At 54.1% G+C, this 14,842-nt stretch carries 15 protein-coding genes; 1 reads left to right on the top strand and 14 read right to left on the bottom strand.

Features of this window, described 5'->3' with window-relative positions:
• Positions 1-109: 109 nt before the first annotated feature.
• The 11 genes from nlpD to cysD all read right to left on the bottom strand — a co-directional run bounded on the left by nlpD (position 110) and on the right by cysD (position 8,800).
• Positions 110-1,204 carry a murein hydrolase activator NlpD gene (gene nlpD / locus U0026_RS05190; protein ID WP_241974050.1) on the bottom strand — a complete coding sequence of 365 codons (1,095 nt, stop codon included), beginning with the start codon at positions 1,202-1,204 and terminating at the stop codon, positions 110-112.
• A gap of 176 nt (positions 1,205-1,380) precedes the next feature.
• Positions 1,381-2,010 (bottom strand): protein-L-isoaspartate(D-aspartate) O-methyltransferase, encoded by a 630-nt coding sequence (locus tag U0026_RS05185; RefSeq protein WP_062775438.1) that lies wholly within the window; start codon positions 2,008-2,010, stop codon positions 1,381-1,383.
• The gene (gene surE / locus U0026_RS05180; RefSeq protein ID WP_062775439.1) at positions 2,004-2,765 is read right to left on the bottom strand and encodes a 5'/3'-nucleotidase SurE; all 762 of its coding nucleotides are present in this window, start codon (positions 2,763-2,765) and stop codon (positions 2,004-2,006) included. The genes U0026_RS05185 and surE overlap by 7 nt, the downstream gene beginning before the upstream one ends.
• Positions 2,746-3,795: a tRNA pseudouridine(13) synthase TruD gene (gene truD, locus U0026_RS05175; RefSeq protein ID WP_062775442.1), complete on the bottom strand. Its 1,050-nt coding sequence runs from the start codon at positions 3,793-3,795 to the stop codon at positions 2,746-2,748. The genes surE and truD overlap by 20 nt, the downstream gene beginning before the upstream one ends.
• The gene (gene ispF, locus U0026_RS05170) at positions 3,792-4,271 is read right to left on the bottom strand and encodes a 2-C-methyl-D-erythritol 2,4-cyclodiphosphate synthase (RefSeq protein WP_062775445.1); all 480 of its coding nucleotides are present in this window, start codon (positions 4,269-4,271) and stop codon (positions 3,792-3,794) included. Before ispF ends, truD begins: the two co-directional genes overlap by 4 nt.
• Positions 4,271-4,981 carry a 2-C-methyl-D-erythritol 4-phosphate cytidylyltransferase gene (gene ispD / locus U0026_RS05165; protein ID WP_062775448.1) on the bottom strand — a complete coding sequence of 237 codons (711 nt, stop codon included), beginning with the start codon at positions 4,979-4,981 and terminating at the stop codon, positions 4,271-4,273. Before ispD ends, ispF begins: the two co-directional genes overlap by 1 nt.
• 19 nt (positions 4,982-5,000) lie before the next feature.
• The gene (gene ftsB, locus U0026_RS05160) at positions 5,001-5,318 is read right to left on the bottom strand and encodes a cell division protein FtsB (RefSeq protein WP_062775450.1); all 318 of its coding nucleotides are present in this window, start codon (positions 5,316-5,318) and stop codon (positions 5,001-5,003) included.
• A gap of 161 nt (positions 5,319-5,479) precedes the next feature.
• Complete coding sequence (locus U0026_RS05155; RefSeq protein ID WP_062775453.1) at positions 5,480-5,806, bottom strand: DUF3561 family protein; 327 nt, start codon at positions 5,804-5,806, stop codon at positions 5,480-5,482.
• A gap of 43 nt (positions 5,807-5,849) precedes the next feature.
• Positions 5,850-6,455 (bottom strand): adenylyl-sulfate kinase, encoded by a 606-nt coding sequence (gene cysC / locus U0026_RS05150; RefSeq protein WP_062775456.1) that lies wholly within the window; start codon positions 6,453-6,455, stop codon positions 5,850-5,852.
• On the bottom strand, positions 6,455-7,882 hold the full coding sequence (gene cysN / locus U0026_RS05145) for a sulfate adenylyltransferase subunit CysN (protein ID WP_062775459.1): 1,428 nt from the start codon (positions 7,880-7,882) through the stop codon (positions 6,455-6,457). The genes cysC and cysN overlap by 1 nt, the downstream gene beginning before the upstream one ends.
• 9 nt (positions 7,883-7,891) lie before the next feature.
• Complete coding sequence (cysD, locus tag U0026_RS05140; protein WP_062775462.1) at positions 7,892-8,800, bottom strand: sulfate adenylyltransferase subunit CysD; 909 nt, start codon at positions 8,798-8,800, stop codon at positions 7,892-7,894.
• A gap of 329 nt (positions 8,801-9,129) precedes the next feature.
• On the opposite strand from cysD, the gene U0026_RS05135 reads away from it, so the two are divergent.
• On the top strand, positions 9,130-10,176 hold the full coding sequence (locus U0026_RS05135) for an aminopeptidase (RefSeq protein WP_062775465.1): 1,047 nt from the start codon (positions 9,130-9,132) through the stop codon (positions 10,174-10,176).
• Positions 10,177-10,279: 103 nt separating this feature from the next.
• On the opposite strand, the gene cysH is transcribed toward U0026_RS05135, so the two are convergent.
• From cysH to cysJ, 3 genes are all read right to left on the bottom strand, one after another.
• Entirely contained in the window at positions 10,280-11,014 is a 735-nt protein-coding gene (cysH, locus tag U0026_RS05130) for a phosphoadenosine phosphosulfate reductase (RefSeq protein ID WP_062775468.1), read from the bottom strand.
• Positions 11,015-11,182: 168 nt separating this feature from the next.
• Positions 11,183-12,895 carry an assimilatory sulfite reductase (NADPH) hemoprotein subunit gene (cysI, locus tag U0026_RS05125; RefSeq protein WP_062775471.1) on the bottom strand — a complete coding sequence of 571 codons (1,713 nt, stop codon included), beginning with the start codon at positions 12,893-12,895 and terminating at the stop codon, positions 11,183-11,185.
• On the bottom strand, positions 12,895-14,697 hold the full coding sequence (gene cysJ / locus U0026_RS05120) for an NADPH-dependent assimilatory sulfite reductase flavoprotein subunit (protein ID WP_062775473.1): 1,803 nt from the start codon (positions 14,695-14,697) through the stop codon (positions 12,895-12,897). Before cysJ ends, cysI begins: the two co-directional genes overlap by 1 nt.
• Positions 14,698-14,842: the final 145 nt, after the last annotated feature.

Genomic DNA, 14,842 nt, shown 5'->3' with positions numbered 1-14,842 from the left:
GGCTCCTACCCGTGATCCCCAGGCAATGCACCTTAACATGTCACTTATCAGGCGGCTTCTGCAGCTGCTGATGCCACCTGAAAGCGTTCATGTGAAGGACTTTGCCGCATTATCGCTGCGGTAAATACTGCAGCGGGTTGACGGATTTCCCCTTGTAACGAATTTCAAAATGCAAACGTGTCGAACTGGTACCTGTGCTACCCATGGTAGCGATTTTCTGCCCCGCCTTGATATCTTGTTGCTCTTTTACGAGCATCGTATCGTTATGAGCGTAAGCACTCAGGTAATCATCGTTGTGTTTGATGATAATAAGATTACCGTAACCGCGCAGTGCGTTACCGGCATAGACGACGCGCCCATCAGCGGTTGCGACGATTGCCTGTCCTTTACTGCCCGCGATATCGATCCCTTTGTTGCCACCGTCGGTGCCGCTAAAGTTTTCAATAATCTTGCCGTCAGTTGGCCAGCGCCATGCCGAGATAGGCGCACTGGTTGATGTACTGCTGGCAGTCGGTACGGCGGTGCTCGCAACTGGTGCTGTTACAGGCGCTACGACAGTAGTCGTCGCAGGCTTGTTGTTAGGCAACATTTTGTTAGCACTTTGTTCACCTGAATCCTCAGAATACGTAATTGTGGTAGTCGACGCAACAGGCGTGGTGGAATTTTGTGCAGGTTTTGAGACTAATCCGGTATTCCCGCTACTGCTCTGTGCGCTGGCTACCGCAACCGGGTTATTACCGGTAATTGGCTGACCAGAAGCATTGCCAACCTGCAGCACCTGACCGACGTTCAGGCCGTAAGGCGCAGCAACATTGTTGCGCTGCGCAAGGTCGCGGAAGTCGTTGCCGGTAACCCAGGCAATATAGAACAAGGTATCGCCATGCTTAACGGTATAGGTGCTGCCACCTGCGTAGCTACCCTTTGGAATATCGCCGTATTTGCGGTTGTAGACGATGTGCCCATTTTCAACTTGCACCGGTTGCTGTGCTACCGGCTGCGCCACGGGTTGCTGGGTTTGTATAGGCTGAGTCTGAACCGGCTGTACCGGTTGAATCTGAGGTGTTGATTGTGCCGTGGTGCCCATTTTTGGCGGCGGCGTAATCAGCATGCCGGAATTGGTGCTGCTGGATCCATTGCTATTAACGGAGCTGACTGGCGCTGGGGCGTTATTCGATGAAGAACAACCTGCCAGCCAAAGTGAAATCAGTGACAATGCCACCACACGATTAACGGTAAATTTAGGGCTTCCCGCGCTCATTTATCCCCCAGGAATAGGTTAACTGCCAGTGACTTAATACCGCGCAACGCACGTCGTAAACACTGGAAAACGTGTTCACCATACGCTGAATTGTGCCGAAAACCTTCAGAAAAATCCGGGTCTCAGGCCAGCTCCCCCTTCACCAGGGGAACGAAGCGAACAGCCTCTACGGTATCAATAATGAATTCGCCTCCCCGCCGATGAACGCGTTTCAGATACTGCTGATCATCGCCCACGGGTAAAACGAGAATACCGCCTTCATCAAGCTGCGACATCAGCGCAACCGGAATTTCCAGCGGAGCCGCCGTCACGATGATGGCGTCAAATGGGGCGCGAGCCTGCCACCCCTGCCAACCATCGCCATGGCGGGTCGATACATTGTGCAAATCAAGCTGCTTCAGGCGACGCCGCGCGTGCCATTGCAGGCTCTTTATACGTTCCACAGAACAGACGTGATGAACTAAATGTGCCAGGATGGCCGTCTGATAGCCCGAACCGGTGCCAATCTCCAGCACCCGGCACTCCGGGGTAAGTTCCAGCAATTCGGTCATTCGCGCCACCATGTATGGCTGCGAAATCGTCTGCCCTTGGCCGATGGGCAGCGCAACGTTATCCCACGCGCTGTGTTCAAACGCTTCATCAATAAATTTTTCGCGCGGCACTTTCGCCATCGCATCGAGCACCCGTTCATCGCGGATACCCAATTGTTGAAGCTGATTGAGCAGGCTCTGGATGCGTTTACTGACTACCATTGCGCGTCGACCCTCACCTGCTCCAGCCAGCCAGAGACCACCTCTCGCGCACTCTGGGCCGTGAGATCCACATGTAACGGTGTCACCGAGACATACCCTTCATCAACGGCGGCAAAATCGGTGTCCGGGCCGGCATCGCATTTTTCGCCCGGTGGGCCAATCCAGTAGAGCGTATTGCCCCGAGGATCTTGCTGCGGAATCACTTTATCCGCAGGATGACGGCTGCCGCAGCGCGTCACGCGAATGCCTTTGATTTGGTCAAGCGGCAAATCGGGAACGTTAACATTCAGGATACGCCCGGTACGCAGCGGTTCGCGTGCTAATGCGCGCAGTAGCGAGCAGGTCACGGCGGCGGCGGTTTCATAGTGCTGGTGACCGTTGAGCGATACGGCAAGCGCGGGTAGGCCAAGATGACGGCCCTCCATCGCGGCGGCTACCGTGCCAGAATAGATAACATCATCGCCCAGATTCGGCCCGGCATTAATGCCAGAAACCACGATATCCGGCCCCGGACGCATCAGCGCATTGACGCCAAGATAGACACAATCCGTTGGTGTGCCCATCTGTACGGCAATGTCGCCGTTATCGAAAGTGAAAGTGCGAAGCGAAGACTCAAGCGTCAGCGAATTCGATGCGCCACTGCGGTTACGATCGGGTGCAACTACCTGAACCTCGGCAAATTCCCGTAAGGCTCTGGCCAGCGTCTGAATGCCTGGCGCATGGATCCCGTCATCGTTACTCAGCAATATTCGCATAATCACCTGTTGTATTGATAAGTTCCCTTACCACGCTGGTTGCAAAGCTGCCCGCCGGGAGCCAGAAACGCAGTTCGACGGTGACATCGTCCCACCAGTTCCAGCTAAGCTGCTGCGGATAAAGCAGCATTGCGCGGCGAGCGGCCTCGACTTTTTCGCGTTGCAGTAGCGACTGTAACGCGGTCTCTTCGGCCAGCACGGTTTGTTCAAATACCAGCGCGTCGCGCTGAGCTCCCCAATCGCCAGTACCTGGCAACGCGGCGGTAATCATCAGTTCACGCGCGTCAACGCGTGCCTGCAATAAAGCCTGCTCTTCAACGCCTGCAACAAACCAGCTGCCACGCCCGGATAATTGTAGCGCATCGCCGTCAACAACTTGATTAAAGTCCGTTTTTTTTAGGCGTTCACTCACAATCTGATTAAACAACGCGCTGCGTGCTGCCGACAACCAAAAACTGCGTTTATTTCGATCACGAACCGGTGCACCGCTTTCTGCCCAGCGCAGCGCGCCATGCAGGTTGCTACCGCCGATACCAAAGCGCTGAGCACCAAAATAGTTCGGTACGCCGCCGTCAACGATTGCCTGCAAACGGGCTTCAACGTCATCACGCCCTTTCACTTCACGCAAAATTAACGTGAATTGATTGCCCTTGAGCGCCCCTAAACGCAGCTTACGCTTATGGCGGGCGTATTCCAGCACTTGACACCCTTCGAGCTGGAACTGGCTTAAATCCGGCATTTCTTTGCCCGGTACGCGCGCGCACAGCCACTGTTCGGTGACCGCATGCTTATCTTTTTGACCGGCGAAGCTGACTTCGCGAGCGTGGATTTTAAGAAACTTCGCCAGCGCTTCGGCAACAAAACGGGTGTTGCAGCCATTTTTCAGTATGCGCACCAGGATATGTTCGCCTTCGCCGTCCGGTTCAAAACCTAAATCTTCGACCACCAGAAAATCTTCCGGATTGGCTTTTAACTGCCCTGTACTTTGCGGCTTACCGTGTAGATAAGTCAGTGCATCAAACTGAATCATGAGGTCGCCTTATTCAGCAGCGCCACCGCTTCACATGCGATGCCTTCCCCGCGCCCGGTGAAGCCCAGCTTCTCAGTGGTGGTCGCTTTGACGTTAACATCATCCATATGACAGCCCAGATCTTCAGCGATAAACACGCGCATTTGCGGGATGTGCGTCAGCATCTTTGGTGCCTGAGCGATAATCGTGACGTCGACGTTGCCAAGGGTGTACCCCTTCGCCTGTACACGACGCCAGGCTTCACGCAGCAGCGCGCGGCTGTCAGCCCCTTTAAAAGCCGGGTCGGTGTCCGGGAACAGCTTGCCGATATCACCCAACGCCGCCGCCCCCAGTAAGGCATCGGTCAATGCATGCAGCGCCACATCGCCGTCGGAGTGCGCCAGCAGCCCTTTTTCATAGGGGATACGTACGCCGCCAATGATAATCGGGCCAACGCCACCAAAGGCGTGTACGTCAAAACCGTGTCCAATTCGCATTATGCTTTCTCCGGGTTACCCAAGCGGGTGAGGTAAAATTGGGCGAGCGCCAGGTCTTCCGGGCGCGTCACTTTAATATTATCAGCACGACCGGCAATCAACTCGGGATGAAAGCCGCAATACTCTAACGCTGATGCTTCGTCGGTAATCGTTGCGCCTTCGTTCAGCGCGCGGGATAAACAGGCCAGCAGCAGCTCGCGAGGGAAAAACTGCGGCGTCAGCGCGTGCCACAAATCGTTACGATCGACGGTGTGGGCAATGGCCGATTTTCCGCTTTCAGCCCGCTTCATGGTGTCACGAACGGGCGCGGCCAGAATACCGCCCACGCGGCTGGTTTCGCTTAACGTGAGCAGGCGCGCTAAATCGTCCTGATGCAGACACGGACGCGCGGCATCATGCACCAGCACCCATTGCGCATCATCAATCGCGCGCAGGCCAGCCAGCACAGAGTCGGCACGTTCAGCGCCGCCATCAACGACGGTAATTTGGGGATGCAGTGCAAGAGGGAGTTGCTGGAAGCGTTCGTCGCCAGGGGAGACGGCGATAACCACTCGCTGAATGCGGGCGTTAGCCAGTAGCGCATCCACCGAGTGTTCGAGAATCGTTTTGTTACCGATTGAGAGATATTGTTTCGGGCATTCCGTTTGCATACGGCGGCCAAATCCGGCTGCCGGTACCACGGCGCATACGCCCGGAGAAGTTACGGCCATGTCGTCATCCTGGAACTGATTAGCGATTAGTTTGCGTTTGCCCCGTATTCTGGTTGCGTTTGGACGCATCCGGCACCAGACGATAAAATGTTTCGCCCGGACGGGTCATGCTAAGTTCGTTACGAGCACGTTCCTCGATAGCTTCCTGACCACCGTTGAGGTCATCAATTTCGGCGAAAAGCTGATCGTTGCGCGCTTTTAATTTTGCGTTGGTTGCCTGTTGTACAGATACATCATCATTGACCCGGCTAAAGTCGTGAAGACCATTTTTGCCAAACCATAAGGAATATTGTAGCCATACCAGCAATGCCAGTAATAGCAGCGTTAATTTACCCATCCTGCCCCCTGAAAAACGGCCCTATCATCCCATAACTTGCCGTCATACTCCACTCCGGCCGCAGGCGATACCGCATACAGCCTGAAATGTACCACATTTCACTGGCCCAGAGGCAGGTCTTGTCGCAGGCGATATCGTGCAAAACGTCTAGTACGAACGCACTAACTCATAATCCACATGAATAGCAAGCCGCACAGTATGGCGACGGTCACCAGTGTTGCAACAATGGTGTAACCCAGTTTTCCTTTCACCAGCGAGTGGAAAGCAACACCGACAACCACCGCAACAGGCATCAGGGCAAGGAAAAAAGGCCATGTGTACAGGAAGAAGAATAGCGTGTTATTGCCATAGTGCAGATAGGGGATACCCAGCGCCATCAACCACGCAACAAAGCCAACAAACGCCCCTGACAAAGACCAGGTGGTTTCGTCATAAGCGGGGGCGAGCGACTCGGTATGGGTCATATTGATGTTCTGAGTATTACGCATAAATAATCCTGTTAGGCCGGAGCAGGCAAACTCCGGCACCTTTTCAGGATCTGATAATATCGCTCTGCCTCAGCAGATCTAATAATTGTGCCACTAAATTTGTTACTAATTGTTCACCATCAAGATGGATTGCAGGCTGCTCTGGAGATTCATATGCTGAATCAATCCCGGTGAAATTACGTAACTCTCCGGCACGGGCTTTTTTATATAATCCTTTCGGATCACGCGCCTCACAGGTTGCCAGTGAAGTGTCGACGAAGATCTCAAAGAAACGATCTTCACCCACTCGCTCACGCACCATCTGACGCTCCGCGCGGTGCGGTGAGATAAATGCGGTCAATACCACCAGCCCCGCATCGACCATTAATTTGGCCACTTCGCCTACCCGACGAATATTTTCTTTACGGTCTACGTCGGTAAAACCCAGATCGCTACACAATCCATGACGGACGTTATCGCCATCGAGCAGATAAGTGCTCACGCCAAGCTGATGCAACGCTTCTTCTAACGCCCCGGCAACGGTGGATTTCCCCGAGCCCGAAAGCCCGGTGAACCACAGAACGACCCCACGATGACCGTGGAGTTGTTCACGCTGTTGCGCGGTGACGGGATGTGCGTGCCAGACGACGTTTTCGTCATGCTGAGCCATTATTTTCCTCCCAGCAAATCACGCGCACCCCAATGTGGGAAGTGCTTACGCACCAGGGCATTGAGTTCCAGTTCAAAAGCGCTGAAATCAGTATTCACACCCGCATGTTCGGTATTCGGCTCACGGACCATGCCTGCACCCACGGTGACGTTGCTTAAACGGTCGATAAAGATAATCCCGCCGGTCACCGGGTTTTCCTGATATTTGTCGAGAACCAGTGGCTCATCAAAGGTGAGGTCAACAAGGCCAATTCCGTTTAGCGGTAATACATCAACTTCACGCTGAGTCAGATTATTGATATCCACCTGATATTGAATGCCATCAATGCGCGCACGGGTTTTCTTACCAGCCACTTTGATGTCATAGCTTTGCCCCGCCGACAGCGGTTGCTCCGCCATCCACACCACGTCTACGCTCGCACGCTGCACTGACGGTAAGGTATCTTGTGCGTCCAGCAGCAGATCGCCACGGCTGATATCTATTTCGTCTTTCAGTACCAGCGTCACCGCCTCACCCGCACCGGCTTCCTGGAGGTCGCCATCAAAGGTGACAATACGCGCCACGCTGGATTCAACGCCTGACGGCAGCACCTTAACGCGCTGACCCACCTGCACAGTGCCTGAAGCCACCGTGCCTGAGAAGCCGCGGAAATCGAGATTCGGACGGTTGACGTACTGCACCGGGAATCGCATCGGCTGAGTATCAACAGTGCGTTGAATAGCGACGGTTTCCAGCACTTCCAAAAGCGTAGGGCCGCTGTACCATGGAATATTCGCACTTTGGCTGGCGACGTTATCGCCTTCCAGGGCGGAGAGCGGTACGAAACGAATATCCAGATTACCCGGCAACTGCTCGGCAAAGGTCAGATACTCTTCGCGGATACGGTTAAAGGTCTCTTCGCTGTAATCGACAAGATCCATTTTGTTCACCGCCACCACCAGGTGTTTGATCCCCAGCAGCGTCGAGATAAAGCTATGGCGGCGCGTTTGATCGAGCACGCCTTTACGGGCATCAATCAGCAGGATCGCCAGGTCACAGGTCGATGCGCCGGTTGCCATATTACGGGTGTACTGCTCGTGCCCCGGGGTGTCGGCAATAATAAATTTGCGCTTTTCGGTAGAGAAATAGCGGTAGGCCACATCAATAGTGATGCCCTGCTCACGCTCGGCCTGCAGGCCATCCACCAGCAGCGCCAGATCCAGTTTTTCACCCTGAGTTCCGTGACGCTTACTGTCATTGTGCAGCGAAGAAAGCTGATCTTCATAAATCTGTCGGGTGTCGTGCAGCAGGCGGCCAATCAGCGTACTTTTGCCGTCATCCACGCTGCCACAGGTCAGAAAGCGCAGCAGGCTTTTGTGTTGCTGGGCGTGCAGATACGCTTCAACCCCGCCCTCATCGGCAATTTGTTGTGCAATAGTGGTGTTCATGGCGGCTCCTTAGAAATAACCCTGACGTTTTTTAAGCTCCATGGAGCCGGCCTGGTCGCGGTCAATCATGCGCCCCTGACGTTCACTGGTGGTGGAGACCAGCATCTCTTCGATAATCTCAGGCAGCGTCTGCGCGTCGGACTCTACCGCACCCGTCAACGGCCAGCATCCCAGGGTACGGAAGCGCACCATACGATTTTCAATCACTTCACCCGGCTGCAAGTTGATACGGTCGTCATCAATCATCATCAGCATACCGTCACGTTCCAGCACCGGACGCTCGGCGGCCAGATACAGTGGAACGATGTCGATATTTTCCAGGTAGATGTACTGCCAGATATCCAGCTCAGTCCAGTTGGAGAGCGGGAAGACACGGATGCTCTCACCTTTGTTAATCTGGCCGTTGTAGTTATGCCACAGCTCCGGACGCTGATTTTTCGGGTCCCAGCGGTGGAAGCGGTCGCGGAAGGAGTAAATACGCTCTTTGGCACGTGATTTTTCTTCATCACGGCGCGCGCCGCCGAACGCAGCGTCAAAGCCGTATTTGTTCAGCGCCTGCTTCAGGCCTTCCGTTTTCATAATATCAGTGTGTTTAGCGCTGCCGTGTTCGAACGGGTTGATCCCCATCGCCACGCCTTCCGGGTTTTTGTGTACCAGTAGTTCACAGCCGTACGCTTTGGCAGTGCGGTCACGGAACTCGTACATCTCGCGGAATTTCCAGCCGGTATCAACATGCAGCAGCGGGAACGGCAGCGTGCCTGGGTAAAACGCCTTGCGCGCCAGATGCAGCATGACGCTGGAATCTTTACCGATGGAGTACATCATCACCGGATTAGAGAATTCGGCGGCCACCTCACGGATAATATGGATGCTTTCCGCCTCCAATTGCCGCAGGTGAGTAAGTCGTTTTTGGTCCATAACCGTTCCTTAAGCCTGATTTATTGCATGTCTGTTGTGTGTTGGGGCTTGATAGCGTCGTCAGCACGTATCTCTTTGTTGTTTGGGGCGTTGTGCTACAACTCGCTAACAATCAGCAATACAGGGACTATAGGGGGAGGCTTAGAGCAAATGAAATTACTAAAAGGAATGAGTTGTTACTCAAAGGAATAACGGACTGAAAAAGCAAAGCTCAAAAAGTGCTTAACGCGCTATTTTTCCGGGATTTAAGAGCATTTGAAATTGTGTAATGAACCTCACAGTTTCATACTAGCCGCGTCTATTTTTTTGCTCTGTTGTAAGGAAAATCTATGTTCTGGGCATTGCGCCGCTGCATGGCAGCCCTGGCGCTCGGCGTTTGCATCTCTCTCCCGGCACAGGCAGCCACTGCTTCGCTGGGTACCATCGCCAACACTCAGGCGCGTTACATCGCCACCTATTTCCCAGGACGCATTACCGGAACACCGGCTGAAATGCTCTCCGCTGACTATATTCGCCAGCAATTTACGCAAATGGGTTATCAGAGCGATATCCGTACATTCAGCAGTCGCTATATCTACACCACTAAAGATAACCGTCAAAACTGGCATAATGTGACCGGTAGTACCGTTATTGCGGCGCATGAAGGCAAGTCCAGCCAGCAGATTATTATCATGGCACATCTCGACACCTACGCTCCTCACAGCGATAGTGACGTGGAGAACAATCTCGGCGGCCTGACGCTTCAGGGCATTGATGATAATGCGATGGGTGTCGGTGTGATGTTAGAGCTGGCAGAGCGTTTTAAAAATATTCCAACACAATATGGCATTCGATTTATCGCCACCAGCGGTGAAGAAGAAGGCAAGCTGGGCGCGGAGAACCTGCTTAAACGCATGAGCAGCGCCGAGCAGAAAAATACGCTGCTGGTCATTAATCTCGATAATCTGGTCGTCGGCGACAAGCTCTATTTTAACAGTGGCGTCAAAACCCCCGCATCGGTACGCAAACTGACACGCGACCGTGCGTTGAAACTCGCCCACAGCCGGGGAATTGCCGCCGCGACCAATCCGGGACTCAATGCTCAATACCCGCAGGGTACGGGCTGCTGCAACGATGCAGAGGTTTTTGATAAAGCAGGGATTCCCGTGCTCTCCGTCGAAGCCACTAACTGGTCGCTGGGCAAAAAAGACGGCTTCCAGCAGCGTGCTAAAACGGCCAGCTTCCCGGACGGCACCAGTTGGCATAACGCCCATATTGATAATCAGCAGTATCTTGATAAAGCACTGCCGGGACGCATTGAACGCCGCGCCCGCGAGGTGGTACGGGTCATGATGCCGCTGGTGAAAGAGTTGGCGAAGGCAGAAAAGCGCAGCTAAGCCGCCTAATAGGCCTGGGACGAAAAAAAGCGAATACGCGGAAATTTCCCGTGTATTCGCATGTTACTGAGTCAGTATTGAGTGAAAGCGTTTGAGACAGGCCTTACCCTTCGTGCAATCCGCACTCGCGCTTGAGCCCAAAGAACCGCGTCTCTTCTTCCGCCATTCCCGGTTCCCATTTACGCGTAGTATGGGTATCGCCTACCGACAGATAACCCTGGTCCCACAACGGATGGTATTTCAGCCCGTGCTTTTGCAGGTACTGGTACACCGTGCGGTTATCCCAGTCGATAATCGGCAGTACTTTGAATACGCCGCGCTGAATAGCCAGCACCGGTAACGTTGCGCGGCTCCCCGACTGCTCACGGCGAAGCCCGGCAAACCAGGTCTGTGCATTCAACTCTTCCAGCGCCCGGTTCATCGGTTCAACTTTGTTGATGTCATTGTATTTCTCAATGCCTTCAACGCCCTGCTCCCACAGTTTGCCATAGCGCGCTTCCTGCCAGGCGGCGCTCTCTTTTGCCCGGTAAACCTGAAGGTTGAGTTTGAGTTTGTCCGTTAACTCGTCGATAAACTGATAGGTTTCCGGGAACAGGTATCCGGTATCGGTCAGAATGACTGGGATATCCGGGCGAACCTGATTAACCAGATGCAGACTCACCGCCGCCTGGATACCAAAGCTTGAAGAGAGCACGTATTCACCGGGCAAGTTTTCCAGCGCCCACGCGACACGCCCTTCGGCGCTCAGTTTTTCCAGTTGGGCGTTGGTTTCCGCCAGTTGCAAAACGCGATCGACCTTCGGTAATTCGTTAAGCACGTTTAGATCGAGTACGGACATAAAGACCTCATTTGTTTGTTCCCCTCACCCCGGCCCTCTCCCCAAAGGGGCGAGGGAGTAAAGACGGCACCGACGGTCTACTAGCCCCGCAGAAATGGGGAAGAAAAGACGGCACTGAACTGTCCCCTCTCCCCTTTGGGGAGAGGGTTAGGGTGAGGGGAAACGGTATTATTCCCAGAAATCCCGGGCTGGATCGAGCACCGGGCGAATGATGCCCGCACGCACCGTAAAGTCGCCGAAGCCTTCACCCGCATCACGCTCTTTCGCCCAGCGCCCAACCAGTTCGTCAATCGAGTCGAGAATTTCCGGCTCGGTGATATTTTCACGATACATCCGTGGGATCCGTGACCCGCTGCGGTTACCACCAAGATGCACGTTATAACGACCTGGTGCTTTCCCCACCAATCCCAGCTCAGCCAACATCGCACGGCCACAGCCGTTCGGGCAGCCGGTCACGCGCATCACAATATGTTCGTCAGGGATCCCGTATTTTTCCAGAATCGCTTCAACTTTATCTGTGAACGACGGTAAGAAGCGTTCGGCTTCAGCCATCGCCAATGGACAGGTCGGGAATGACACGCAGGCCATCGAATTTTCGCGCTGCGGTTTAACCGCATTCATCAATCCATGGTCATGCGCCAGTTTCTCAATTGCCGCTTTCTGGCTTTCCGGTACGCCCGCGATAATCAGGTTTTGGTTCGCGGTGATGCGGAAATCGCCGTTGTGGATCTTCGCGATCTCCAGCAGACCGGTTTTCAGCGGACGGCCTGGGTAATCAAGAATACGGCCGTTTTCGATAAACAGCGTCAGGTGCCAGTTGTTGTCGATCCCTTTCACCCAACCGATTCTGTCGCCACGGCTGGTAAATTCGTAAGGACGGATAGGTTCGAATTTGATCCCCGCACGACGTTCAACTTCTTCTTTGAACGTCTCGACACCGACGCGCTCAAGGGTGTATTTAGTTTTCGCATTTTTACGGTCGGTACGGTTGCCCCAATCGCGCTGGGTCGTCACCACCGCCTCCGCTACCGCCAGGGTGTGCTCCAGCGGCAGGAAGCCAAATTCGCTCGCCGTACGGGCGTAGGTTTTCTTGTTACCGTGCTCGATAGACAGACCGCCACCTACCAGCAGGTTAAAGCCCACCAGTTTGCCGTTTTCGGCAATCGCCACGAAGTTCATGTCGTTGGCGTGCAGATCGATATCATTCTGCGGTGGTATCACCACGGTCGTTTTGAACTTACGCGGCAGATAAGTTGCACCAAGGATCGGTTCTTCGTCAGTCGTGGCGACTTTTTTCTGATCAAGCCAGATCTCAGCATAAGCACGCGTGCGTGGCAGCAGATGCTTAGAGATCGTCTTCGCCCACTCGTAGGCTTCTGCGTGCAGCTCAGACTCAAACGGGTTAGAGGTACACAGCACGTTACGGTTCATGTCGTTGGCGGTCGCCAGTGCATCAAGACCGACCGAGTGCAACATCTGGTGTACCGGCTTCACGTTCTTTTTCAGAATGCCGTGGAACTGGAATGTCTGACGGTTGGTCAAGCGGATACTGCCGTAGATGGTGTTATCCGCCGCAAATTTATCAATCGCTTTCCACTGGGTTGGGGTAATTACCCCACCCGGCAGGCGGCAGCGCAGCAGCATCGCGTGGCGTGGCTCAAGCTTCTGCTCGGCACGTTCGGCACGGATATCGCGGTCATCTTGCTGGTACATGCCGTGGAAACGGATCAGCAGGAAGTTATCGCCATGGAAGCCGCCGGTCAGGCCGTCATTGAGATCTTCTGCGATAGTGCCGCGCAGAAAGTTGCTCTCACGCTTCATGCGCTCGGCGTCAGTCAGTTTGCCTTCGACCACTAAAGGCCCTGGGTATTTTTCGCTCATTAGTAGACATCTCGCTGATAACGGCGCTCAACGCGCAGCTCACTTAAAAATTCATCCGCCGATTCAATGTCCATTGCACCGAATTCAGCAATCACTTCCAGCAATACCTGCTCAACGTCTTTCGCCATGCGATTGGCGTCGCCGCAGACATAAATATGGGCACCGTCATTAATCCAGCGCCACAGTTCCACGCCCTGTTCGCGCAGTTTGTCTTGTACGTAGACTTTTTCTTTTTGATCGCGAGACCAGGCCATATCAATACGACTCAGCACGCCTTCCTTCACGTAACGCTGCCACTCCACCTGATAGAGGAAATCTTCGGTGAAGTGCGGGTTGCCGAAGAACAGCCAGTTTTTCCCTTCTGCACCATCGGCAGCACGCTGCTGCATAAAGGCGCGGAACGGTGCGATACCGGTGCCCGGGCCAATCATAATCACCGGCGTCTGTGGGTTGGCCGGCAGGCGGAAGTTATCGTTATGCTCGATAAACACACGCACTTCGCCGTCTTCTTCCACACGCTCCGCCAGGAAGCTTGAAGCGCCACCGGCACGGGTACGGCCTTCGATGTCATAGCGAACCACACCGACGGTCACGTGCACTTCACTTTCCACTTCAGCCTGCGAAGAAGCAATGGAGTACAGGCGCGGCGTCAGTGGACGCAGCAGACCGATTAACACTTCAGCCTCCAGCTGTGCCGGAGAGAAACGCACCATATCGACGATTGGCGTGGTCGCGGCATAATGTTGTAGCTGCGCCTTGTCACCCACCAGCGGCAACAGAGATTCACTACGGGTCAGGGTGGCATAGTTTTCGACAATGTTGGCGGTGTTAACCGTCAGCTCGAAATGCCACTGTAGCGCTTCGGCAAGCGGCAGATTTTTGCCATTAACCGTCACGGACTCTGTACCCTTCAACCACAGCAGTTCAACTAACTCTTTGACCAGTTCAGGATCATTTTGATACCAGACTCCCAGCGCATCGCCCGGCTGATAGCGCAGACCGGAATCACCGAGATCGATTTCAATATGGCGTACGTCTTTTTCAGAGTCGCGGCCGGTAATCTTTTGGTTAACCGCAAGGGATGCCACCAGCGGCGCTTCTTTGGTATAAGGGCTGGTGTGAACTTCATTCACCGCACCGCTCGCGACCGCCTGCACCGAAGGCGCTGCCGGAGCACGCGCTTTTAATACATCAACCAGGCGTGAACGCCATTCTACCGCTGCCGCCTGATATTCCACATCGGCATCCACACGGTCGAGAAGGCGCTCACCACCTAACTCAGCCAGCTTGCTGTCGAAGTCTTTCCCGGCCTGGCAGAAGAATTCATAAGAGGTATCGCCAAGACCCAATACCGCAAAGGCAGTGTCGGTAAGCTTCGGCGCTTTTTTCGAGAACAAGAACTTATGCAGTGCAACCGCTTCTTCCGGCGCTTCCCCTTCACCCTGTGTGGACGCCACGATGACCAGCAGTTTTTCCGACGCGATTTGTTTGAATTTATAATCCCCGGCATTCACCAGGTTCACGTTCAGTTTTGCGGCCAGCAGGTCATCACGTAGCGCTTCAGCGACGCGGCGGGCATTACCCGTTTGCGATGCGGAGATAAGCGTGATGGTCGGCGCCTCTGCGGCAACGGGCGCAGGCGTTAACGCCGCCGTTCCGGGCTGCTGGTTAAGCACGCCCCAAAAATAGCCAGATACCCAGGCAAGCTGGGTGGGTGTTAAATCCGTGGTTGCCGCCTGAAGGCGAGCTAGCTGTTCCGTATTGAGCGGAAGCAAAGCTTGAGGGGGAGACTGTGTTGTCATGCGTCGTTATGTTCCAGTAGCAAAGCTGTTTTCAAATCAGGAAAAACAAAACTGAATGTAAGGTTAACGACGACGATAATAACAATTAAAGAAGTGATAGAAATATCAAATAACCAAATGGACTAACCTCTTTTCCTGGTAGTTA

This window comes from Kluyvera intermedia (genome assembly GCF_034424175.1).
GTDB lineage: Bacteria > Pseudomonadota > Gammaproteobacteria > Enterobacterales > Enterobacteriaceae > Kluyvera > Kluyvera intermedia.
This window is presented reverse-complemented; position numbering and strand designations above follow the sequence as displayed.